Raw genomic sequence first — 25,798 nt, forward strand, 5'->3', positions numbered from 1 at the left:
TTTTAGTAAGTTAAAACATTAAGGCGGTGAAACTGGAAAAATCTCAGGAAAATTATTTGCCAAAATTTCGCCAAAAACACTTGCCAGTTACAACATCGTTTTGACTGCAACTATTCCTATCTTTGTGACAGTGCTAACTGCCGTAATAGGTATTGTAGATTTTGTTCTAAATGCTCTGACGTATGTGCTGATTACAAAGAATATAATTGTCCATTGTCTTTAAAGCCACCTTATGTCTGTAATGGATGTGATAAGCTTAGAAGCTGCACTCTCACTAAATCTCTCTATAGTGCTTCTGCTGCTCAGAAACAATATGAACTGTGTCGTTCTGAGTCCCGTAGTGGAATTAATATTTCAGAAGAAGAAGTTTTTCGTCTTGATCATTTCATCAGTCCTCTTATCGAAAAAGGTCAGTCTATCCATCATATCTGCACTACTCACAGAGATTCTATTATGCACAGCGAAAAATCTATTTACAATTACATTGACTACAACCTTTTTTCTGCTAGAAATATCGATCTTCCTAGGAAAGTCAGATATCGTCCTAGAAAGAAATCTTCCCAGCATTTTAAGGTTGATCGATCTTGCAGGATTGGCCGTACTTATGAAGATTTTTTGAACTTTATTAAAGAGCACCCTGATACTCCCATTGTACAAATGGATAGTGTTGAGGGTACAAAGGGTGGTAAGGTACTCCTAACTATCCACTTTACAAGTTCACAGTATATGCTTGCTTTTATTCGAGATTCCAATACTTCTCGCTCTGTCATTGATATCTTCGAAAATCTTTACTGGGAGCTTAATCCTGATATTTTTTCTGAGCTTTTCCCAGTAATCCTCACTGATAATGGTAGTGAATTTTCAAATCCCTTAGCTATAGAGTTTGATAAAGCGGGTAATCGTAGAACATATATATTTTACTGTAATCCATCTGCCCCTTACGAAAAAGGTTCTGCTGAGAACAATCATGAGTTTATTCGTAGGATTGTTCCAAAGGGTCATAGTTTTAATTCTTATCTACAGGAAGATATCTCATTGATGATGAGTCACATTAACTCGTATGGGAGAAAGAAGCTAAATGACCGGTCACCACACTCAGTATTCAACTTCCTCCATGGAGCTGACACTCTAGAGAAGCTAAATGCAAAATTAATTCCTGCAAAGGATATAGTCTTAAACACTAAGCTACTTAAAAAGTAATCTATATAGATAGGTATTACTTTGGGGTATAAACTGCCATGTCTAACAATAGATACAAGGGTGGAACTTACCTTTGCAAAAAAACGGTTAATTTCCAACCTCTATTTTGCCTGCCCAAAATATAAATAATTTTGCCTACTTTACCCATAATTATACCAAATTTATCTTATATTATTTAGAAATAAACTGTTTTCTGCTTAAAAAATCTTAGAAACATTTGTTCCGATGGACTTTACTTGTACAAAGTGGAAGTTACTTTTTCATTTCACCTATTTTCACAATTCATTATTCCCATACTTAACATTTTACTATAATCCACTAGCTAATAATAGTAGCTTAAAAGGAATTTTATAATATTTATTTGCTACAAATTGAATGAATCCCCATTATCAAGCATTAAAATTTCCGATTCTTTTTTTATAATATTTTTATAGTCTATTTTATAATAGGGCATTATATGTATTAATTTTTTATTATTTGAATCGTAGTCTCCATTAGATACTAAGTTAATAAGTTCTATTTTTTCATTTATTGTTAATCCATTATATAGTTTTTTCCATTGTGCTGTGACTCCAATTTTTTCAAAATACATTCTGTAAGTCACTAGATCTTTAGGCATAGACAGAATTTCATAATATTCTTCAATATTTTTTCCAAAAGCCTTTTCAAAAAAAGATCTATCCCCACCAAATACACCCTTTGAGACATTTAGTATCGCTTTTATAATTTTTAAATAGTGTTTATTCCAATATACTCCTACATACGTACGACTTTTTTGATTTATTGCTTCATATTTCATAGGGAAAGAATAAATATGTTTGTTAAATTCCTCAGACAACTCAAGATTTTTTTCGAGCCGTTTATATAAATCTTCTGGCTTATCATTATAATTATAAAGTATGTAGTTGGAAAACTCAGATGCATCATACTTATGCGCTAATGTTAAAGCTCTAGTGTATATATCTGTGAATGAAATATCGTCATAAGCTATTCTAAAAGGTCTAATTGGAAGTCTAGAAAGTATTTTCATTTTATCCTCAGTTAACTCTCTTGCATCTAGCCCCTGATTAAAATCAACATATCTTTGCACTGGTATTTTATAAGAATATTTTTTTTCGATTTCCCTGATTTTATCATAATTATCTAAAATGCATTGAATTTCATCTTCATATATAGTCCCTATATCTGAAATTATATCTTTAATTATTTTTCTATTACTTTTTGACAATTTTTTTTCTTGAAGTTTATGTAAAAATAGACTAAATTCAGTCATTATATTTATTGGGCTACGACCTTCTTCTATATGCCTATAATACGCTTTCACCAACACATCTACTTTGAGAGGTTTAACATAGTTTGGTTCTTTAACAAATCCTAACTCATTCAAATCATTAACTATTTTCTCTAACTCTTCTTCTTTTAATCCCAGAATATTATTATCAAGTAACAATAAATTACGCTTATCACCATACTTATCTCTTATAGTAGATATTTGCGTTCTAATATCATTTGTAATATCTAATTTTCCTTCTAAAAATGGCACTGCACAAAAACTACACTTATTAACACATCCACGTGAAGTATATGCAAAAAAATTATCACCTGCTGGGTACTTATATTGAATATCATTCAAGATATCATAATCTAGTGGTAGTTGATCGATATTAACATTATCATCAAAACCAATCATTTCTGAATAAGTTAGTCTTCCAACAAGAATATTTTGTAATCCAGTATCATTACTAAGATCTTTATATAAAATTGAAGCCATAATTCCTCCAACATAGATATTATCTAATGAAGTAACTTGAGATTTATAAAAATTTATTGTATCTACAACTTTCTTATAATCAAAAGTAAAAAGAGTAGTAATATATATTCTATCCCATATCCTTGAATTATTAAGTTTTCCTTTATAAAAAAGCACATAATCTCCACGACTTTTATGATAACTACTAATTTTCATTAATCCCATAGGAGGATACTTATTTTTATAATCTGGTTCAACAAGTAAAATATGCATATTAAGCCCCTTTTCTAGTTATAAAATTATCTAGTCTTACTATATCATGGGCCAGTAGATACGTCAATTACTTGTCTAGATTTTTTCCCAAATACGCTTTAACAAAGGACTATAGTTATTATACATTGTTTTTAGCTCCATCTCCGTTGGATGATAATTGCTATTGTGAATTATCACATTCAGATTAGTTACAGAATTAATGTCAACTTTTTTATCTTTAGCTTTATAATTTTCTACAGATCTATATATAGCAGGTATTTCAGAAATCAATTGAGATTTACCAATTTCATTTTCAAGTATATTAATAACTTTTGCCAGTTTTTGAAAAAGTGTGATTTGAGTGTTATGTGACCATTTACTATTTCTTTTGTCTAAAAAACACTCAACACTAAATTCAATCAAACTTCTAAATGCAATTGAAACAGTATTTGTATAAAGAATAACACTAACCATTTTTAATTCTTTATAAAGATCCAATGTCCGCTGATTTTTTATTGGAATATCTTCATCTTTAGGAATAAGTGTTGTTCGTTCAGCTGTTGATTTTAAGTCACTTACATTACTATTTATCGATTTTTTTCCTTTATTATCATTGTGTAAATCATTATCTTTTTCATTTGTTTTTTTATTATCTTGACCAGTTTTATTTTTATCTTCTGATTTTTCATCATTATTGTGCAAGTCATTCTTAGAAGAAGGATCTTCCTTTTTTCTTACTTCTCCATTAGAGCTACTGGAATTTTGAGATTCTTTAGAAACATCTTTGTTTTCTTCATTACTTCTTTTTATTCTGTCGTTTTTAATACCAGTAATTATAAATTGCTTTGCTTCAAAATTAAACTTAACAAGTGTCTCGTTTACTTTTTCCTTATTAGGTTTTTTCTCTACTGGAAAATTCTTAAGATATGCTTCACGTGTATCTTTCGTTTGTGCAATTAAATTTGCTTTTGTTTCATTAAGATCATAAACTAATTGGCTTAATCCTTTAATAACTTCACATTCTTCTAAATATAAAAGTATATTATTATCTTTATCAAAATCAATACCAAAAAAAGAAATATACTTTTTACTTATGAATCGTTTTAGTTTAGAAAGCCACCCCTCTTCATCAAGTATATTTTTTACAGTGAGAGATGTATATTTTGAATAACGTAACATTTCTATTAATGCTAGTCTTTTTGAAGTTTCACCACTTTTGGAGTTATGTCTATCTTGTGCTTGAGGGTCCCACATTACTTGGCCAATTCCAGGTTTTGAAGTATGTAGTTTTTCAATCAAATAGTTGACATCTTCTTCTTTCTCGTATAATACACAGGTTATAGTTTTAATATTACATTGCAAATTTAATAGTTTCTTTTTCTTACTGCTTTCGATTTTCATACTATCTAGTTCTTTTTTGTATTGTGTCATAAGCTTTATACTAGAAATACGTCGATTACCGTCTATCACTAAAAAATGTCCCTCATTATCTGCTGCTGGAATTACAATTGGTAATTCATTTGGATTAAGACCATATGTAGCTATATCCTTTGCAATTCTATCAATATGTGTTTTTTTCATTGATGTAAGTTCTTCTATAGCTGCAACTTCATCTGGCAGCTCCTCAGCATTTATAAATCTAGCATTATCAGGGTTTACATAAAGCTGCTCAATTTTAAATTCTCTGATTATAAAATTCGGTCCCATTTATAAATCAACACCTTTAATAAATTTTTTAAATATATAACTAGTCCTTATTACAATTTAGTTTGTTACATAATTTTAGCTTGCAACAGCATTACTTCATTTTCCACTTTAGTTAGCTAATCCCAATATTATTATACTACAAATCCTTTTCTTTTTCATCAGAATATTAGCTTTTAATAGCAATAACATCTTCATTCTATCTTACCTTGCTATCTTAAGTAAACACTTCACATTAATGTACTTCCATTAATTTATTGTATATGTGCTCTGCTTTATTTATTAAGTTCTTGTTAGCAGCAACGTGTCTTATTCTATTAGCATTTACCCATATTTTCTGTAAACTACTTACTATTTTCATGTCCCAAGTTCCACTTTTATTAACCAATCCTAATGTTACTGATAGATATACTTTATTCCAATCAATATTAGATCTTGAATATAACAGAAGCATTGATAATGATCTATTTTCTCTCTCTATCTCAATTAGACTAAAAATAGTATCATTCATAACTATCTTACCAACTATATACCTTCTTTTAGTTATTCCATCGCTAAGAAAGGCAAACTTCTTTCCTTTTTTCCCTTCTGGAAGAAAGTCTACAACGACTTCAACACTCCTTATATTAGATCTTTGTTGTAACAATCTTAATATCTCTATAAATTCTTCTAATTCTCCTTGTATATTAACATTGTCTATATTTTCATACTCTAATGCCCTAGCCGTATCCATTCCACCTGTATCGGCAGTTGTTCTTAGAGCTTCATTTTGCACTTCAAAGGTTTGTGTATTCTCATCTTCTGTATCTCTTATAAATACTTCACCTTTATTTATTTTATTTACTTTCACATCATTTCTATATGTATGTACTGTTTCCGTTGTATTAATGAAATCTGATTCAATATTTTTAGCTCCATCTATTTTGGAATCTATAGTCTTATCATTTGTCTCCTTTAGTCTTTCATAATTCCTTAACTTAGGCGAATTTATTCTTTTTAATTGTTTATTGTACTTTGAGCTAATATATACTTCTTTAGCATTTATTATTTTATTTTTAAATTCCATTATTTCTAGCACTCTTACAACATTACCTTTTTTATTTATTCTAGCTCGTATCTTAAAGTCTTTAAATAAGAAACTGTACTTTAGATTTCCTTCACTCCATAAGCTTTGTCCTACCTTATTAAACATCCTTAATATATTTTCATTGGTAATCATCCAAGCTATATGTTTTACATATTCTCCCTTTAGCAGTTTTCTTTCATATCCATCAAAGAAATTAATATGCAAGTTATTTTTATTGTCAATTTCATATACAAAATAGTTGCTTAGACTATCCAATTCAACTATTCTATTTAATAAAAATCTACTTCTACAAATTATAGATCGTATTATTTCTATCGCAGGTATTCTATATTCTATTCCATTCCTGTATCCAACAAAAATATTTGTATTTATTTTCTTTTTCAAACCGTCAATCTCTACTTCTAAAAAAGCTTCAATCATATTAAACTTTATATTACTCAAATTAAGTTCTTGATTAGTAGCATCTTTCCTTTTTTGACTGCAATTTAGATTTCCATTCTGATAATATGTTTCTAGCATTAGGAAATGAATGTCCGCCCAATCCATAGTTAGCTTTCGGAAAGAGGATTCTCCTTTAAAGTAAGCATCTAATACCCACTTATTAGATAATTTATACGGATTATCTATCCAATAAAGCTTTGCTTTCTCGCCAGGCTTAAATGGCCAATTCTTAACAAAAACATTGTTTTCCCCCATTCTTTAATGCTTATACCTCCCATCTATATAATTTTCAATCTTTACTGATATATTGTTAAAATATTCTGTTCTAATTCCTGATTTTTTTTGAATCTCCCATAATTTTACTTGTTCTTCATTTTCTAGTTTTTCATCAACTATTATTTTTGTTCTTCTTAATTGAAAGACTTCTACGCTTTCAAGAATTTCTTCTAAATAAGCTTTTGATTTTGGAAGTTTATCTAAGTTTTTTTCAAGCATTGAGAGTAATCCTAATGATTTTCCTAAATTAGACATAGTGATCCTTATAGGTTTTTCTTTAGCTAGTAACTCTAGATATTCATTTTTAACTGCATTTAATACTTCTATATCCCTTTTACTCCAATCCACTCTTTCATTGCTTTTATTATCTATCTGTATTTTATTTAATTTTTTAGGAAGATTCTCTAAAAGCCATTCTCTATCATATTTATAAATATAACTATATTCTTTTTTACAAAGTTCTCTTATACTTGTTCTAGACAAATTCGGATTATTAAAAATAAAATCTAATATAGTATTCTTATATATTTCTATATCTATATTGTGAGCATCATCTGGTTTAAAATTTTCTTTTACTCTATTCATTTTTGAATCTTTAAATCTATCTATCCCCAAGATCTTATCGTATTTCACAACTGTTTTAGGGTCACAATTCATTAATTTTGCTATATCTCTTATGCTATAGTCTTTTAAATTTAAGTATCTAATTAGCTTTTTTTCCCATACATGTCCAAAGTTTTTTATTCTGCCCATCATATATCTATCCTCACAATTAATATCAGGGCCTTTCCTTGAATAAATAAAGCCACAATCGCATGTAAATGTTCCAACAGGTTTTCTAGTTTCATAATCAGCTGTCATTTTTATGTTGTACACTATATCTTTTCTATAATGATCTGCTACAGGATTTAAACATGGCCACGGAGACTTTCCGAACGGATTGTAATGATTATTATCTTTTTTAAAGAACTCTCTTATATCTGATGATAAAAAATTTATAAGTAATACATGTCTTATAGGATGAACTGTTCTATTTGAATTTCTTGTTATAACTTTAAGCCAATTATATTCATTATCTTTATCTATGCTGGATTCCATTATTTCTAAAAACTCTTCACCGTAAAAATTCATAAATTCTTCATATAATTCTCTCTGTTTTATATTTTTATTTATTGATAATAGCTCCTTTTTATCAAGAAGTTCCTTATATTTTTTTGTTATAATATCTTTATTGAATTCAAAAAGATCATTCTCTAATAAATAATAAGCCGCCTTAGAGACTTCTATCAGTCTTGAACTAGTTTTATCATTCTCATATTCTACATTAAAATCTAAATATCTTTCATCTAGCCTTATGAAGGATACTCTACTCGTATTTCTTTTATCTATCTCATATTTTTTTAATTTGGCTTCATTATGAGGACATACAAATACACCTTGTAATTGATGTTCTCTATGTATGTAAGCTTCTCCATAAGTTTCTATATCTCGCTTAGAACATATTGGACAATAGTATATCCCTTCTTTCTTGCATATACTCCCTGCCACCATCCCTATCTCTGTATATAAGCCTTTTCCATGCCCATATTTCATATCATTCAATAGTTCTTGCTTTCTATTCCTTGGTAAAAATGGTGCATAGAAAGGAAATATCGTATGTTTGCTAATAATATCTTCTGATGAATATTTTTTTCCTAAATTATTAGCTAAAATTTCTAGATGACTACTTAATTCTATACTTGGAATTACACTATCTTTTCCAAAAACTTCTCTCAAAGTATCTTTGAAGTCTATATTTCCAATATAATAGTGATATCTAGCAATTGTAGAATATAAGATTTCATCTTTATAAGGATCTGTAAAAAAAGTAAGCATAATTTATTCCACCTTTAAGAATTCATCTACAGGATCTTTAATATACCCATGCCCCTTTAATATTTCATATACATGTAATTTTCTCTTCTTAGCCAATTCGTATATATTCCTCAAATCTGTTTTCTCGTATCTATCAATACATGTCATAGTGCTTTTAACTTCTTTTTTCTTTTCATTTAATTCTAACGCTTTCTTTATGACGTCTCCCTTTATAGTGTTATATTTATCATCTACTCCATATCCACTAACAATTTTTCTTATTAAATCTTCTATATCTTTTTCTGTAAGCTCAGTAAATATCCCCAAAGTACTCACATCTATAACCAAATTTTCTACTATGTTTTTTCTCTTTAATTCCAGCTGTTTTTCCTCATTTTTAGCTATCTCTTTAATTTTGCCTGCTAATTCTAACGTATTTCTATGTCTAAAAATTATGTCATCTAGATTTATAGAGATATCCTCATATTTCTCAATTTCTATTCTGTTATTATTTCTTAAGGCCTTTATCATAGGCTGAATCATATGAAGATCTTCCTTAGATGCCTTACTTATAATACCTTTGGTTATTTTTTCATTATCTGTGTTTAAAGCTCTCTCCTGAGCAAGAATAAATAAGTTTACTGCTACAGAAGTTATTCCTTGGCAATGGTCATACATTAATTCCTTTATTTCATTTGTTAATACCGTATTTTCTTTAAGATACTGAAACTCCCAAAGAGTCTCTATGAAAAAATCCCATTCATCACTATTTTTATTCATTCTATCCCATATGATATTACCTTCACTACCGGCTCTTCTAGCTTGCCTAAAATCTTTTTTAAATATTTGTAGTGCTTTAAAAGTACCTATCAATACAGTGGGTATTCCAACAGTATTAGTTAATGTAACAAAAAAATTAAGCATTTCATCAGGATCATTCTTAGCATTAATTAGATGTTGTATTTCATCTATTACTAAAACTCCGATTCCATACATACTTGCTAAAGATGTCATATGCAACATCATAGAAGATGTTATTCTATTTAGGTATCCATACTTTTCGAGGTATCGTGTCCCAAGCAAATCATCTATTGCTTTAAAAAAGCTCTTACAAAGGGTCGATAGGTTCCCATCATATGGACAATCAATCTTTAACCAAACAATTTGAGTTCTACTTAGTGCCATTTCTTTATATTCTTCATGCTTTATAATCTGAGGATACATAAGAAGTAATCTTTCTATAGCTGTAGTCTTTCCTATACCTGAGATTCCAATTATAGAAAGACTGTCTGCTGAAGATCTTATGTGTGCCATATTTCGTTTAAAGATATCTTCTTTTTCTTCTTCTTTTACTGAATGCAAGTCATTTAGTATTTTTAATCTTTCAAAATAAGTTTTATCCATAGGATTTCTTGATAAATATCCTCTTCTAATCATTGTTGATAACTTTGTTTCTATTGTAAAATGATCTGGAAGTGGCTGTATAAAGTTTTTAATTCTTTTAATCATATGATGTCTTAAATTCTTGTTTTTATTTTTTTCTATATCTTCAATTATAGGATATATAGTAAATTGCTCTAATATATCATCTTCTGTAAATATAGGAGGCAGAGATTCTATAAAAGGATTATTGGAGTATTCAATTAACTCTTGCTCCTTATAAGTCGCCATTTCAATTTTCCCTTTTAGAATAGGAACTATATTATTTCTTTCCAAGACTCTCATCTCTTTTCCTTCTTATTTTATCCATTAAGCTTTTATGTCTTACATCGTTATGTTCTTCATTGTTTTCAGTTGATTTGATAATCTCCTTAACAATACCTTCTTTCTTTTCTTCTTTACTAATATCAAAGGCTTCTTCTAGTCTTCTTATCTCTTTTTCAATTTGTCTATTTTCTTTGATACCTTGTATTCTTTTCGATTTAGAAGTTGTTTCGATTACTGTTTTTTCTTTTTCTTTCTTTGCTTTTTTTACTCTATCCTCTATTTCTTTATCTAAATCTATGCTAAGTTGTGCTTGCTTGGTTGATTCCCATTCAATTAGTTCTTTCTCTAATTCCTTTTGAAATATTATTTCCTCAAGTAAGCAATCTCTGTATTGAATACTTTTCTCTAGAATATAACAGGTTTCAAAATTTCTTCCATCTTCATGAAGAATATATATTTGATTCATATCTCTTGGATCATAAACAATCTCAATCCATCTATATTTGGGTTTCAAAAACCATTGCTCTTCTATTGCCTTTTGAGAGCTATAATATAATCCTTTAAATTTAAATCCTGCTCTCGAAACACTTGCTTTTCCTTTTGGAAGTATATTTAGTCTCATTATATCTCTATCTACAACTCTAAGTCTGCCTTTTTTATTATTAATTCCCCAATTCCAAAGATTGATAGGTGTTGGGGTTAATTCATCCACTATCATTTCTTTTTCCATCTCATATTTACTTATTATTTTATGATTATGATATAAAACCATTTTGATATATATTTCTGTAAATTCTTCTAAAGTAAGCGTTGCATCTAACCTGTAATCCCTATCTCCTCTTTGTCTATATTCTTTTTGAATTGCTCCTGGTGTTTTATGCTTTATTTTTTCATTTGTAGTCCTAAAGCTACGCTCAACTATTCCCTTTAAATCTCCCCTAAAGGGTGGTGTATTTTCTATTTTTATATTTAAGTTATTAATTAAATTTTCAACGGAATATCCTTCGAATTCCCCTCTATCAGCTATAATTATTTCTGGCAAATGATTTGATGTCCATTGTTCCTCAGTAATATTTATTCCATACTTTTTACAGAATTGTACTTTGTTTTCTATCATATTGTCTAATGCCATCATAGCTCCAGTCCAAGATGGTCCTTCTAAACCAACATATATTCCTGTTACTAGTCTAGAAAATACATCTATGATTGCATATAAAACAGGTTTTCCGATAATTCTATTTCTGTTAAAGGTACTTACTAAATAAATATCTCCTGGAGTTGCATCAATTTGAAATCTTGTTCCTGGTCCATTGGTTTCTATTGTGGAATTTTTCAGAAGTGGTCTGTGTTTTAATTCATATTCTTTACTTCCTTCCCTAAAAAATATGTCCTTTTTTACATCTGTTGAGTTTCTAAACCAATAGTAAAATTGTTGATAGGTAGGTATTCTAGATTTATCCCATACTTTATACTCTTCTTGACCTTCTATAAAAAATCTATCTGAAAAGAATTCTCTAAGTATTAAGTTATATGTTTCTGCTAAACTTATCTTTTCTTTTTTTCTATAGAACTTATTAATTGATACTTCAAATATTTTCTTTATATCTTCTGTTACACTTATTCCTTGCTCTGTTTCCCCTATATAGTTTGTTTTTCTGGGTCTTCCTATTTTACTATCTTCTTTTAACTTTTTACTTTTTCCCTTCCCCCCTGAATTAGAATAGTCAGGAAGAAGAGCATTTTTTTTCATTCCTCTTTGCCAAAACCTACTAAGTATTTTTTTTGTTTTATTTAAACTTAAATTATTTTCATCAGCAATATCTTTCAACTTATTTTCTCTTCCATTTTTCTCTAGTAAAGCTTCTTTTTCAGTACTCCAATATTTCTGTATTATTATCCAATCCAAATCTCTTTTTTCTTTTTGTAGCTCAGATAACTCCTCTTCTTTTAGATTTTTTACGAATGGATCCTTAATTGATATTAATATATTGTTGTTTATTTCTGATTCTAATTTATCTACTAATTCTTTCTTAGGCATAGAAGTAGCTGCATCAATATTGACATAATATAAGAATCTCTGATCATTATCTATATAAATTACTCTTATTCTTTCTCTTTTTTCTTTGTCTGTATATTGAAAAGTCATATTCTCATAAATCATGATATATTCAACTCCTCATAAAAACCATTCCTTAAAATATTAATATTTATTATTTTATTTACATCAAGACCTTCATATAAATTAATTTCTACTGCTTTTCTAATAATCAAATGCTTAAATAATGCAATTCCTGTCCCTTTTTCTAAAAATAGATCATTATCAAATTCACTAGATATTTCTCTAATACTAACTTTAGTATCTATAAGCCTTTTCATATATTCTAAAACTAAATCTCTTATATGATTACTGGCTATTGATTTTAAGGAATCTATTTCATCTATGTTATAGTATGTATGTACATAACTTATATTTTGAGCTAATGTCTTATTAATTTCTTTCTCTGTAACTATTCCCCAATCAACTCCTTGTTTTTCCCAGTACCTTCTTTCTATTTCAAACTTTTCTAAAACCCTTTTGTTCATTAAATCATCTTGACATTTTATTGTCCTAGCAACATCTATGCATTTCCCATTTATATTAGTCGTAACTAAAAAATCTGTTGTCATAACTACAGGGTCGTTCGTTTTGGGGTCCACGGGATGTTTTATTCCACTTTCTTTTGCTATTAATAAAGTCTCTTCTACAGGTAATAAAGGGAATTGTTCTCTAATATCAAGTACATTATCAGAATACTCAAGAAAATAAAAATAGTCTCTTTCTATATCTGAAAGAAACTCATGTTGTCTATTAGTCTTTATCCCCTTTAACCTTGTTGCTCGTCCTAAAGAAGGTACATCTTGGATTAATAACCACGGTCTATACTCTTCTCCTGTTCCTTGACCTCTGCCTTCTTTTATTAATTTTTCCATTTTATTTTTAGTTATGGTTCTTTTTCTTTTTGCCATAAAAAATCACCTCTATATGTATATATTACCATATAAAGGTGATTCCAATCCAACTATTATTAAAACAATCTAACTTTTTTTAAAATGATATAACATTTTTTAAAACAATTCAACTTTTTTTAATAACTACAATAACTGTTTTTACTTCTCCCTACCTACTCCACAGTAACACTCTTAGCCAAGTTCTTAGGCTTATCAACATCAGTTCCTCGAGCTACAGCCACATAGTAAGCGAATAACTGTAAAGGAATGATACTTAAAATAGGAGATAATTCATCCATTGTATCTGGAATATAAAGAACCACATCAGCTGTCTTTTCGATTTCCTTGTTCCCTTCCTTTGCAACCGCCACTACATAAGCTCCTCTAGCTCTTACCTCTTGGATATTTGAAAGCATCTTATCATAAAGACGATCTTGAGTCGCTAGAGCTACTACAAGGGTGCCCTTTTCGATTAGAGCGATTGTACCATGCTTTAGTTCCCCTGCTGCAATTGCAAAGGAATTAATATAAGAGATCTCCTTTAGCTTTAAAGAAGCCTCATGGGCAACATGAACATCTACACCTCTACCCATGAAGAATACACTTTCGTTGTTAAAGTGACCTGCTGCTTGATGTTGAATCTCAGCAAAATCCTTTAATAGACTTTGAGCCTTTTCTGGCATTGTCTTAAGTTCTTTTAATATTTGAAGATATTGCTCCCTATCCATATTTCCCTTGATCGTTGCCATATGAAGGGCTAGCATATAGAAGGCTGTCAATTGAGTCGTATATGCCTTTGTTGAAGCAACTGCGATTTCTGGTCCTGCCCAAGTGTAGAATACATCATGGGATTCCCTAGCTACAGAGCTACCAACCACGTTTACGATAGAAAGGATTCTAGCACCCTTACGCTTTGCTTCCCTCAAAGCCGCTAAAGTATCTAAAGTCTCACCAGACTGGCTCACTGCGATAAATAGGGTCTTTTCATCAATGAAGGGATCTCTATATCTGAATTCAGAAGCAACATCTACTTCTACTGGAATCTTAGCAAACTTCTCAATAGCAAATCTTCCAACAAGACCTGCATGATAAGCAGTGCCACAAGCAACGATATAGATTTTATTGATATTTTCTAGGTCTTCGTTAGTCAACTTGATGCCGTCCAATACGATGTTGTCTTCCTTATCAAGTCTTCTCATCAATGTCTCAGAGATTCCCTTTGGTTGTTCGTGGATTTCCTTAATCATGAAATGCTCGTAGCCTTCCTTCTCAGCAGCATCCGCATCCCAAGTTACGTTGAAGACTTCACGGTCCATTTCTTGACCTAGCTCGTTGAAGATTTTAACGCCATCTTTAGTTAATAGAACAACTTCGTCATTTTCAATTAAATGCATTTTTCTAGTATATTTTAATAGGGCTGGAATATCAGAAGCAATGAAGTTTTCTCCTTCTCCTAGACCTACGATTAGTGGACTGTCTTTTCTAACAGCGATTACCTTATCTGGCTCACTCTTGGCGATAACTCCGATGGCATAAGCACCCTCCATCTTTTCAATGGCTTGGTATACAGCCTTCATCAAATCTCCCTCATAGTAATGGTCAATCAGATGGGCGATTACTTCTGTATCCGTATCAGACTTAAATTCGATTCCCTTTTCTTCGATTAACCATTCTTTGATTTTCATATAATTTTCAATAATCCCATTGTGGATTACTGCGATATTTCCCTCTTCATTAGTATGGGGATGAGCATTTCTGTCAGATGGCTCTCCGTGGGTTGCCCATCTTGTATGACCGATTCCGATACTACCTGCTAGGGAATCTTGCTTTAAATGTTCTGCCAATACATTTAATCTTCCCTTATATTTTCTTACATTCACCTCTCCATTGTCATAAACAGCGATACCAGCCGAGTCATATCCTCTATATTCTAATCTTGATAATCCCTCTATTAAAACCTCTGTTGCCTCTCTATTTCCAATATATCCAACGATTCCGCACATAATTTAAATCTCCCTTCAAAATAGATTCTTTTATATTAGTCTTTACTTAAATTCAATATTAAATCAATAATCAATCAATTTTTTGCACACAAAAAAAGCCTCTGAAAAAAGTCAAAAAACCTTCACAGACCTTCACCTAAGCCCTTTTGTCCTACCGATCCCTCAGTAGTTTTGTAGACTTGCTTTCGGTGGTGAATACACCGCAGGGCACCCGCCGATCATTCGATTATAACCCTGTTCCTCGTCAGCTTAGATATTAGGTTCTTAATCCCTCAGATAATCTAAGCTCAGGCGCTTGATAACTTATTTAGTTGTCGCTTTCCTCATTAGCATTCCTCCTTTCAAATAGTTGAGATGGGGTTAGTAAAACATCATCGCCAACCCCATTACTCTATTATATCCTTAACTTAAACGATCTTCAATCATTTTTGCTAAATTTGTTGCCAAAATATTCAATTCCTCTTGATTTTTACCCTCTAACATTACCCTTACCAATGGCTCTGTACCTGATGGACGGATTAATACCCTTCCTTGACCAGCCATACGATCTTCAATATTATTGATTTCCTTCATGATGTCAGCATCATTAAGGTATGCTTCCTTGTTCTCATTCTTTACCTTAGCATTTACAAGAACTTGAGGATAGGAGGTCATCATATTTGATAACTCTGAAAAGGGTTTTCCTTCCTCTGCAATGGTATCAATCAACTGAATAGCTGTCAACAATCCATCACCAGTGGTGTTATAGTCAAGGAATATGATATGACCTGACTGCTCGCCACCTAGGGAGTAGTCATTCTTAATCATTTCCTCCAATACATAACGATCCCCTACTTTTGTTTTAGCAACTTTGCAGCCTAAATCCTTCATACAGATTTCTAGACCGATGTTACTCATTACTGTAGCACAGATGGTATCATTCTTCAGGGCATTATGTTTCTTTAATTTAGCTCCACATATAGCCATTATATGATCCCCATCAACAATTTGACACTCTTCATTTACAGCGATGGCTCTATCAGCGTCTCCATCAAAGGTAATACCTACGTGGGCACCAGTTTCCTTCACTAGCTTTTGCACGACTTCAGGGTGAGTAGACCCACAGTTAAGATTAATATTTAATCCATCTGGTTGGTCATTTACCACCACAACCTCTGCTCCTAATTCCTTAAAGAGTTTTGGAGCTACTTGATAGGCAGCACCATTCCCAGTGTCCATCGCTATTTTAAGACCCTTAAAGTCCCTATTTATAGAAGTTTTTAAGTACTGAATATATTGATCTCCTGCATTTTCATAATGGGTAAGGGTTCCTACATCTCCACCAGTTGGTCGTGGAGAGACATCCTTTTCCCCTAAGATATATCCTTCAATTTCTGCTTCCATTTCATCCGGTAGCTTATATCCCTTGTGGTTGAAGAATTTGATTCCATTGTATTCTGATGGATTGTGGGATGCTGAGATCACAACTCCACAGTCAGCCTTCAGATTTCTAACAAGGTATGCCACGGCTGGAGTTGGTACAACTCCTAGTGAAATGACATTTATCCCCATTGAAAGAAATCCTGAAATCATGGCAGTCTCTAGTAAATCTCCAGATTTTCTTGTATCTTTACCTATCACAACTTTAGCGTCTAGACCTTCTTTTTCTTTTAATAATACATACGCCCCTACTCTTCCAAGCTTGTAGGCTAATTCTGGAGTTAACTCTTTATTCGCTATTCCCCTGACACCGTCAGTTCCAAATAATTTCCCCATCTATATATACTCCCTTCAAATTTCAAATAGATTATCCAACCTATTTTATCATAGTTTATTATTAAACTCAATTCATTGATTTTGACTTATTATTACCTTGGAAAACTAATAATTATTCCTTACACTATCTATATATATACGTAAAAAAGTAGATTTTTGTTCCCCTTCTCCCTAAAAAAGCTCACAAAGTCAATAAACTTTTCCTTTTCAAATGGAAAACTCCCACCTATAGTAGATGGGAGTTTTATATTATAGAATATGAATTACTTTACAGCAGCTGCTCCACGCTCTAAAGCTTGCTTGTTTAATGGTACTAGATGCTCCTTTGCAGGACCAAATACCTTTTTTAAAGCTTCGATAACAGATTCAACGTTAACAATCTTAGTTAATTCTAGGAATGCTCCTAACATAACCATGTTGGCAACCTTGTTGTTTCCTAGCTCGTTAGCAATTTCATTAGCTGGGATATAATAAGCTTCTACATCTTCTCTCTTTGTCTTTTGCTCAATAAGAGAACTGTTGATTAATAACTTGCCATTAGCTTTTAAGTTCTCTTCAAATTTAACAAGAGAAGGAAGATTCATTACGATAGCAGATGTAGCATCTGTTGTAATGATTGGAGAACCAACTGGACTTTCAGAAACGATTACTGCACAGTTAGCTGTACCTCCACGCATTTCTGGACCATAAGATGGTAACCAAGAAACTTGCTTATTTTCAATCATTCCAGCATAAGTTAGTAATTGTCCCATGGACATAACACCTTGACCACCGAATCCGGCCATAATAACTTTCTCTGTCATATTATTTCCCCTCCTCTGGCGTACGGAAGTTTCCTAATGGATAGTAAGGAATCATGTTTTCCTCTAACCACTTTAATGACTCAACTGGTGTAATACCCCAGTTAGTTGGGCAAGTAGAAAGAATCTCAACGATACCAAAACCTTTACCCTCTATTTGCACTTCAAACGCCTTCTTGATGGCTTTCTTAGTCTTTCTAATACCTGCTACGTTATGAACTGTACATCTTTCAACGAATACAGCTCCATCAATTGTTGAAAGCATTTCTGACATTCTTAATGGCATACCAGTTGTGGCTGCATCTCTTCCAAAAGGTGCAGTTGTCGCTTTTTGTCCGATTAATGTAGTTGGAGCCATTTGTCCACCAGTCATTCCGTAGATTGCATTGTTTACGAAGATTGTCGTGAACTTTTCACCTCTGTGGGCAGCATGGATGATTTCAGCAGTACCGATGGAAGCTAAGTCTCCGTCTCCTTGGTATGTGAATACTACGTTGTCTGGTAATACTCTCTTGATACCTGTTGCTACTGCTGGTGCTCTACCGTGGGCAGCTTCGTGCATATCACAGTTGAAGTAATCGTAAGCTAATACAGAACATCCTACTGGTGCAACCCCGATTGCCTTACCTAACACGCCAAGCTCTACTAATACTTCACCTACAAGTCTATGAATAATACCATGGGTACATCCTGGACAGTAGTGGAATTGTTTGTCGGTTAAACCTTCAGTTTTACTAAATACTGTAGACATTACTTCACACCCCCTAAAATTTCCTTAACCTGTTCCATAATTGCTTCTGGAGTTGGGATCATACCACCAGTTCTTCCGTAAAACTCGATTGGTAATCTACCTTTGTTAGCAATTTTAACATCATCGATCATTTGTCCAGTACTCATTTCTACTGTTAAAATAACCTTTGCTGTCTCAGGAATAGCATCAAATGCTTTTTCTGGGAATGGCCATAAAGTAATTGGTCTGATTAGACCAGCCTTGATACCTTCCTTTTGAAGAGCATCAATAGCATTCTTAACGATTCTTGAAGTTGTACCGTAGGCTACTAATACAATCTCAGCGCCTTCCATCTTGTACATTTCATGTCTTACCTCTTTTTCTTCGATTTCTTTATATCTAGCATCTAGCTTGTGACAATGCTTTTCTAACTCAGCTGGGTCTAAAGCTAAAGAGTTGATGATATTTGGTTGACGCTTTCCTTCTGTTCCAGTTGTTGCCCAATCTTTAGCAGGAAGTTCTCTATTTGAAGTTTCCTTGAACTCAACTGGCTCCATCATTTGTCCGATCATACCATCCCCCATTACGATAACAGGAGTTCTGTAGTAGTCAGCAACGTCGAATGCCTCCATTGTTAAATCAACAGCTTCTTGTAATGTAGCTGGTGCATAAACAGGATGTCTGTAGTCCCCGTTTCCTCCACCTCTAGTAGTCATAAAATAGTCCGCTTGAGAAGGCTGAATACCGCCTAGTCCTGGACCTCCTCTACTGATGTTTACGATTACACATGGCAACTCAGCTCCTGCACAATAAGAGATTCCCTCTTGCTTTAAAGCCATACCTGGTGAAGAAGAAGATGTCATAACTCTTGCACCTGTACCTGCAGCTCCGTAAATCATGTTGATAGCAGCTACTTCTGATTCAGCTTGAACAAATACTCCACCGATTTTCGGTAATTCTCTAGACATAAACTCTGGTAATTCATTTTGTGGTGTAATTGGGTATCCGAAGAAATATTTACATCCAGCCTTCATAGCTGCTGCTGCAATAGCTTCATTACCCTTCATTAATACTTTAGCCATCGTTTTCCCTCCTTACAAAATTATCTATTTTTCTTGATCTATTGTTTCGACTTCGATTACTGCATCAGGACAAATTGTTGCACAGTTTGTACAGGCAATACATTTTTCCATTTCATCAACAGTCGCAGGATGATATCCCTTAACGTTGATCTTTTTCTTATTCATTACAACAATGTCAACAGGGCAAACTGTTGTACAAAGTGCACATCCTTTACATCTATTTTCTGTAAACTTAACAATACCTCTTCTTTTAGCCATTTTACAACCCTCCTTAGAAATTTAGGTTTATATTTATAGCCATCATCAGTCGTAACCTCCGGCTAAAAAAACAACTACATCCAATCTTCCCTCATAATCATCTTAATCGGTAGGACTGTTCCCTCCAAATCCTTTGGTAACTGATCCACTAGGGACTCCAGCACGCCAATGTATTTGATAGGAATGTTTAATGCTTCAGAAACTTTTTTACATAGTTCTTGTCCCTTTAATACCTCCTCCACTGTTGTATATCTCAGTAGATGGGTATTATTGACGATACCTGTCACCTTTGCTCTAGCAGACCTTTCAATGGTATCAATGTGATGAAGTACGCCTTCAACATCTTGGGTTTCTGGCCTGTTGGCATTTACCACCATGAACATATCATAGGCTCCAGGAAGAAAATATTCCTTGTATCTTCCTAATGTCCTAGCCCCCATTGAATCTCCACCAACATCTAGTATAATATTACTTTCTGGGTCCTGTAAAGGGGCTAATACATCTGCTGATACAGCTGGCAGGTCAGATCCCGAACCCGTTACATAACTAGAAAGAACTTTTACGCCAAAGGGTAGTAACATTTCTTGCTTCTCTCTGCTTCGGAAATAGGGATTTACCACGTCTAAGTCTGCTATGGAGACATTTTTGACTTCTTTAGCTAAATTAATGGCATAATTTACGGCAAACTCAGTCTTTCCACTACCATAGTGTCCTATGATCATTCTAATTCTGTTGTCATTTAGCATTAGCATCACCTTATTTGTATGATTTCGCTTCCTCTTCACCCCGTAATACCCTTAAGCCACCTTCTGCTAAAGCAATCATTTCGTCTTCTCCTGGATGAATAATCACTTCCCCTAAGAAGGCTACGCTATCTATAATCCACTGGGTGAACATTTTATCATAAGCGATACCACCAGTTAAGATGATAGCATCGATTTGACCCTTTAATACAGCTGCACAAGAACCAATTTCCTTAGCGACTTGATAAGCCATCGCCTTATAAACGATTTCAGCCTTTTCATCACCAGCATCCATCATCTTCTTAACATCTCTACCATCATTTGTACCTAGGTAAGCAACTAGTCCACCAGCACCAGTGATTTTTTTCTTAATTTCAGCATGGGTATATTTCCCTGAAAAACAAAGCTTAGCTAAGTCTCCCACTGGTAGGCCTCCAGCTCTTTCTGGAGAGAAAGGACCTTCTCCATCTAATGCATTGTTTACGTCGATTACTCTACCCTTTTGGTGGGCTCCAACAGAGATTCCTCCCCCAAGGTGAGCTACGATATAATTCATATCTTCATATTTCTTACCTGCTTCTTTAGCAGCTCTTCTAGCAACAGCTTTTTGATTTAGAGCATGGAAAATACTCTTTCTCTCAATCTCAGGCATCCCTGAAATTCTAGCAACATCATGCATTTCGTCAACAACTACTGGGTCAACGATGAAGGATGGAATGTTTAATTGTCCAGCGATTTCATAGGCAATTACTCCTCCTAAATTTGAAGCATGGGCTCCTAATACCCCAACCTTTAGATCCTTCAGCATGTTTTCATCTACTTTGTAGGTACCACCAGCAATTGGCTTTAATAATCCACCACGACCTACAACAGCCGCTAACTTAGTTAAATTGATTCCTTTTTCGTTTAATGTTTCTAAGATAACACCTTTTCTAAACTCATATTGATCAAATATTGTCTCATACTTCTCGATTTCTTCTGTGGAGTGTCTAAGAACCTCCTCAAATACTGGCTTCTCGTTATCAAAAATTGCAATCTTTGTAGATGTAGAACCAGGGTTAATTGTTAAAATACGATAAATTTCGCTCAACTTTCTTCCACCTCTCTATATAATCTGCTTATTAGCTAAATAATTTTGCTGCACTTAATACACCCATTGCGATGGAGTATAATTTTGCTTCTTCACTATCTGCTCTAGAAGTTAAGATAATCGGAGCTTTAGCCCCTACGATTACACCAGCATTTTTCGCTTGAGCAAAGAATACCATTGATTTATATAAAACATTTCCAGCTTCGATATCTCCACACATTAAGATATCTGCATGACCTGCTACTGGATGGTCAATTCCCTTATGCTTTGCAGCCTCTACTGAGATTGCATTGTCTAACGCGAAAGGTCCACCTACTAAGCAACCTTTAATTTCGCCATTTTTGTTCATTTCTTCTAATGCTTGAGCATCCATTGTATCTGGCATCTTTGGGTTTGCCTTTTCTTTAGCACAGATAACCCCAACCTTTGGCTCATCAATATCTAAAGCTTGAGCAACTTGTACTGCATTTTCAATGATTTGCTTCTTTGTTGGTAGGTCTGGTGCAATGTTCATTGCAGCATCAGTCACTAAGAAAAGTCTATCATAACCAGGTACGTCAAATACTGACACGTGGCTTAATACGTTACCAGTTCTTAGACCTACTTCAGCATTTAGTACTGCCTTTAGGATGATGGAAGTATCTACTAATCCCTTCATTACCATGTGGGCTTTACCAGTTGATACTAACTCTACAGCCTTTAAAGATGCCTCTGCTAAGTCTTTGATATCAATGATTTCGAATTGCCCTAAATCAATATTTTGTTCTTTTGCAATTGAAGTAATCTTTTCTTGATCTCCTACTAAGATTGCATCAGCGATTCCCTGTTGCTTAGCTGAGTTTACTGCCATTAATACTTCTGGGTCTTGAGCACAGGCAACAGAGATTACCTTTGGTCCTCTTTCCCTTGCGATTTCCATTACTTCTTGAAAGTTCTTAATCATTAATAGCCACCTCGTTCTCATATATTTTAGCTGTTTCTTCGCCATTAATTACCCTTAAGGCTCCTTCATTTAAAGCCTTCATTTCAAATTCTCCTGGATAAATGATTACAGGAGCGATGAATCCAATCATATCTTTAATGTAGTCAGTTAACATATTTGAATAAGATAAACCACCAGTTAATACGATGGCATCGATTTTTCCTTGTAATACTGTAGCCATAGCACCAATTTCTTTAGCAATTTGGTATCCTAATGCATCAAATACTAGCTTAGCTTTTTCATCTCCGGCTTCGATCATCTTTACTACGTCTCTAGCGTCGTTTGTTCCTAGATAAGCTGTAAGACCACCTTTTCCTCTAAGCTTCTTTTTAAATGAATTAGCATCATATTGACCAGAGAAGCAAAGCTTTGCTACGTCTCCAACTGGAAGTCCGCCAGTTCTTTCTGGAGAAAAAGGTCCCATTTCATTGGCATTGTTGTAGTCTAATAATCTGCCTTTTTGAACTGGCGCTACAGTAATTCCCCCGCCTAGATGAGCAACCACTAAGTTTACTTCGTTAAATTTCTTTCCTAGACTAGCAGCGGCTCTATGTCCACAAGCCTTAATATTCAAAGCATGTCCTAGTGATCTTCTTTGAATTTCTGGTATTCCTGAGATTCTTGCAATATCTGTAAACTCATCAACTGCAACAGGGTCAACGATATAGGCCTCCACTCCTGCTAAATCGGCAATTGCTCTAGAAATTAGGCCTCCTAGATTTGAAGCGTGCTCTCCTTGATAACCAACTCTTAAATCCTTCATCATCGGTTCAGTTACCTTGTAGGTTCCACCAGGCATTGGTCTTAATAGACCACCTCTTCCAACAACAGCAATTAAGCTCTCGATAGAAAAGTTATTTTCCTTCATCCAATTAAGAATGATGTCTTTTCTTAGGTCGAACTGATCAGCCATTTTGGTGAACTTGTCTAACTCTTCTGGAGAATGACTAAGGTCTTTTTGTAAAACGTTTTCATCTCCTTTAAAGATGGCCACCTTGGTGGAAGTAGATCCTGGGTTAATCGTTAATATGTATTCTCTCATTCCTACACCTCTTCTCATTTATTAGGGGATTTATTTATACTTACATAATATACTGTCTAATGGAGTCTAACATATCAGTAAACACCTCTATAGTTTACTATATTTTTAAAGGTTTAATACTAAAATTAACATCACCCTCTATAATATGCAAAGGCTATGCCAAACCCCATAATTTTCTTCTTCTATTTTTTTTATCGGTCTTTTCAATGGGTTCAAGCTTTATTAATAATTTTAGATCCAGTTAATATATATGAAATTATAGTACTACGCAATAATTTGCATGAAAAAAATTGCATAGTATCGTGCAATTTCTTTCATTATAACTCGATGTTATATTTTTCGATTTTATAATAGAGATTTCGTAAGGATACATCCAACGCCTTAGCCGTCAGAGTACGATTCCCATTATTTTTTTTAAGACTAGCTACAATGGTATCCCTTTCAATTTCCTCAACGATTGCCCTTAGAGACTTATCATTACCCTCCTGCAGTTGTATCACAGTCTTTTGCTTTCTATCCTTCATCAAAATCTTGTCATTATCAAAAAACATTGGTAGGCGATCAACAGTAATATATTTTTCGTGGTATCTTAGATTGATAATGGCCCTGCCAATATAGTTTTGAAGCTCCCTTACATTTCCTGGCCAGTCGTAGTCCAACAGTTTCTCCATAGCCTCTGGAGAAATATCTTCTCCATTTCTACCATATTCCTCATTAAACTTTTTTATAAGATGAATAATCAAAGGATAGATATCCTTTTTACGCTCTCTAAGGGGCGGGATAAATATAGGGAAAACATTTAAACGGTAGTATAAATCCTCTCTAAATTCCCCTTCTTCAATTGCCTTTTCTAAGGGTAGATTTGTAGCAGCAATTACCCGAACATCAATATTAATTGGGTTTGTTCCTCCCACCCGGATCACTTCTTTTTCCTGTAATACCCTCAAGAGTTTCGCTTGAGTACTTATGGGAATCTCTCCAATTTCGTCTAAAAAAATGGTTCCTCCATGGGCCTCCTCAAAAAAGCCTATTTTTCCACCCTTTCGAGCACCTGTGAAAGCCCCCTCTTCGTAACCGAAAAGTTCACTTTCCAATAGACTCTGGCTAATCGCAGCACAGTTCACTCTAACAAACTGATTGTATTTACGGTTGGACATATTGTGGATGGCATGGGCGAATAACTCTTTTCCCGTCCCACTCTCACCCCTTAACAATACCGTGACAGGAGTCAAGGATGCCTCCTTCGCTTTCTCGATGGCCGTCAGCATACCTTCATCCTTTGCAATAATATCATCAAAGGTGTATCTAGCCTCTAGCTTCCGAATAATTTGCTTTGCCTTCATCAATTCATTGTTTAATTTTTTAATCTCCGTCAAATCGTGTAATACCCCAACACTACCACGAAGATGTCCGTCTACAATAATAGGGGCTGCATCCGCCACCACCTCTTTACCATGGGGGCCCACCTTTAATCGGGCATTTTTTACAGGTTTTTTTGTACTGATAACCTGCATATGAATACTCTCCCCTCGGGCAATATCCGCGGTTGCTGGTTTTCCAATGATCTCCTGACGAGCTAGCCCCGTCAATCGACTATAGGCAGGATTAACCAATACATGTATTCCTTTCTCATCACACACTGTAATGGCATCCTGAGTAGAATTGAAAATAGCCTCCAACAAACTATGGAACTCTTTTAACTTATATATTTCATCTGTTAGATCCATTATTTCACTGATATCCCGAAATACTGCAACTGCCCCAATTACCTTTCCAGCCTCATCCTTTACCGGTAATCTACTGGTGATGATGACGGTATTTCCCATCGGTTGCTTTTGGTTTAATTCTGGCTCCCCAGAATTAAGAACATAAGGCAGCCGGGTACTAGTAATTACTTCAGCAATAGGTTTGCCTAAAACATCTTCTTCGTTAAAACCTGTAATTACTTCCGCAGCTCGATTAAATAGTGTTATTTTTCCCTCAATATCAACAGCAATCATAGCATCATGGGTGCTATTTAATATAACGTCCAATTCCTTTTTCACTTTTCCACC

19 protein-coding genes are annotated in these 25,798 nt (G+C 33.5%); 1 reads left to right on the forward strand and 18 read right to left on the reverse strand.

Annotated features, from left to right (window positions below; all coding sequences use genetic code 11):
* Positions 1–213: 213 nt before the first annotated feature.
* Positions 214–1,200, forward strand: coding sequence for an IS30 family transposase (locus tag JOC73_RS13420; protein ID WP_204404111.1), 987 nt, complete (start codon positions 214–216; stop codon positions 1,198–1,200).
* A gap of 364 nt (positions 1,201–1,564) precedes the next feature.
* On the opposite strand, the gene JOC73_RS13425 is transcribed toward JOC73_RS13420, so the two are convergent.
* The 18 genes from JOC73_RS13425 to JOC73_RS13510 all read right to left on the reverse strand — a co-directional run bounded on the left by JOC73_RS13425 (position 1,565) and on the right by JOC73_RS13510 (position 25,789).
* Positions 1,565–3,223 (reverse strand): hypothetical protein, encoded by a 1,659-nt coding sequence (locus tag JOC73_RS13425; protein WP_204404113.1) that lies wholly within the window; start codon positions 3,221–3,223, stop codon positions 1,565–1,567.
* A 75-nt stretch (positions 3,224–3,298) separates the two neighbouring features.
* Complete coding sequence (locus JOC73_RS13430) at positions 3,299–4,909, reverse strand: hypothetical protein (RefSeq protein ID WP_204404115.1); 1,611 nt, start codon at positions 4,907–4,909, stop codon at positions 3,299–3,301.
* 232 nt (positions 4,910–5,141) lie between these two features.
* Positions 5,142–6,689 carry a Tn7-like element transposition protein TnsE gene (locus tag JOC73_RS13435; RefSeq protein WP_204404117.1) on the reverse strand — a complete coding sequence of 516 codons (1,548 nt, stop codon included), beginning with the start codon at positions 6,687–6,689 and terminating at the stop codon, positions 5,142–5,144.
* Between the two features lie 3 nt (positions 6,690–6,692).
* The gene (locus JOC73_RS13440) at positions 6,693–8,585 is read right to left on the reverse strand and encodes a TnsD family Tn7-like transposition protein (RefSeq protein ID WP_204404119.1); all 1,893 of its coding nucleotides are present in this window, start codon (positions 8,583–8,585) and stop codon (positions 6,693–6,695) included.
* Positions 8,586–8,588: 3 nt separating this feature from the next.
* Positions 8,589–10,289 (reverse strand): ATP-binding protein, encoded by a 1,701-nt coding sequence (locus JOC73_RS13445; protein ID WP_204404121.1) that lies wholly within the window; start codon positions 10,287–10,289, stop codon positions 8,589–8,591.
* Positions 10,267–12,432 (reverse strand): Mu transposase C-terminal domain-containing protein, encoded by a 2,166-nt coding sequence (locus tag JOC73_RS13450; protein ID WP_204404123.1) that lies wholly within the window; start codon positions 12,430–12,432, stop codon positions 10,267–10,269. The genes JOC73_RS13445 and JOC73_RS13450 overlap by 23 nt, the downstream gene beginning before the upstream one ends.
* A complete protein-coding gene (locus JOC73_RS13455; protein ID WP_204404125.1) occupies positions 12,429–13,277 on the reverse strand; it encodes a TnsA endonuclease N-terminal domain-containing protein in 849 nt (282 codons plus the stop codon). Before JOC73_RS13455 ends, JOC73_RS13450 begins: the two co-directional genes overlap by 4 nt.
* Before the next feature lie 155 nt (positions 13,278–13,432).
* Positions 13,433–15,262, reverse strand: a complete 1,830-nt coding sequence (gene glmS / locus JOC73_RS13460) for a glutamine--fructose-6-phosphate transaminase (isomerizing) (RefSeq protein ID WP_204404127.1) — start codon at positions 15,260–15,262, stop codon at positions 13,433–13,435.
* A 402-nt stretch (positions 15,263–15,664) separates the two neighbouring features.
* A complete protein-coding gene (gene glmM / locus JOC73_RS13465) occupies positions 15,665–17,017 on the reverse strand; it encodes a phosphoglucosamine mutase (RefSeq protein WP_204404129.1) in 1,353 nt (450 codons plus the stop codon).
* A gap of 263 nt (positions 17,018–17,280) precedes the next feature.
* Positions 17,281–17,820, reverse strand: a complete 540-nt coding sequence (locus JOC73_RS13470; RefSeq protein ID WP_204404131.1) for a 2-oxoacid:acceptor oxidoreductase family protein — start codon at positions 17,818–17,820, stop codon at positions 17,281–17,283.
* A 1-nt stretch (position 17,821) separates the two neighbouring features.
* Complete coding sequence (locus JOC73_RS13475) at positions 17,822–18,568, reverse strand: thiamine pyrophosphate-dependent enzyme (RefSeq protein ID WP_204404133.1); 747 nt, start codon at positions 18,566–18,568, stop codon at positions 17,822–17,824.
* The gene (locus JOC73_RS13480) at positions 18,568–19,629 is read right to left on the reverse strand and encodes a 3-methyl-2-oxobutanoate dehydrogenase subunit VorB (RefSeq protein ID WP_204404135.1); all 1,062 of its coding nucleotides are present in this window, start codon (positions 19,627–19,629) and stop codon (positions 18,568–18,570) included. Before JOC73_RS13480 ends, JOC73_RS13475 begins: the two co-directional genes overlap by 1 nt.
* A gap of 24 nt (positions 19,630–19,653) precedes the next feature.
* Entirely contained in the window at positions 19,654–19,887 is a 234-nt protein-coding gene (locus tag JOC73_RS13485; RefSeq protein WP_204404137.1) for a 4Fe-4S dicluster domain-containing protein, read from the reverse strand.
* 74 nt (positions 19,888–19,961) lie between these two features.
* Positions 19,962–20,633 (reverse strand): ATP-binding protein, encoded by a 672-nt coding sequence (locus tag JOC73_RS13490; RefSeq protein ID WP_204404156.1) that lies wholly within the window; start codon positions 20,631–20,633, stop codon positions 19,962–19,964.
* Positions 20,634–20,643: 10 nt separating this feature from the next.
* Positions 20,644–21,720 carry a butyrate kinase gene (buk, locus tag JOC73_RS13495; RefSeq protein ID WP_204404138.1) on the reverse strand — a complete coding sequence of 359 codons (1,077 nt, stop codon included), beginning with the start codon at positions 21,718–21,720 and terminating at the stop codon, positions 20,644–20,646.
* A gap of 31 nt (positions 21,721–21,751) precedes the next feature.
* Positions 21,752–22,663: a phosphate butyryltransferase gene (gene ptb, locus JOC73_RS13500; RefSeq protein ID WP_204404140.1), complete on the reverse strand. Its 912-nt coding sequence runs from the start codon at positions 22,661–22,663 to the stop codon at positions 21,752–21,754.
* A complete protein-coding gene (gene buk / locus JOC73_RS13505) occupies positions 22,656–23,744 on the reverse strand; it encodes a butyrate kinase (RefSeq protein WP_204404142.1) in 1,089 nt (362 codons plus the stop codon). The genes ptb and buk (JOC73_RS13505) overlap by 8 nt, the downstream gene beginning before the upstream one ends.
* A 317-nt stretch (positions 23,745–24,061) precedes the next feature.
* Positions 24,062–25,789, reverse strand: coding sequence for a sigma-54 interaction domain-containing protein (locus JOC73_RS13510; RefSeq protein ID WP_204404144.1), 1,728 nt, complete (start codon positions 25,787–25,789; stop codon positions 24,062–24,064).
* Positions 25,790–25,798: the final 9 nt, after the last annotated feature.

Origin of the sequence: Alkaliphilus hydrothermalis (assembly GCF_016908555.1) — a bacterium.
Classification (GTDB): domain Bacteria; phylum Bacillota; class Clostridia; order Peptostreptococcales; family Natronincolaceae; genus Alkaliphilus; species Alkaliphilus hydrothermalis.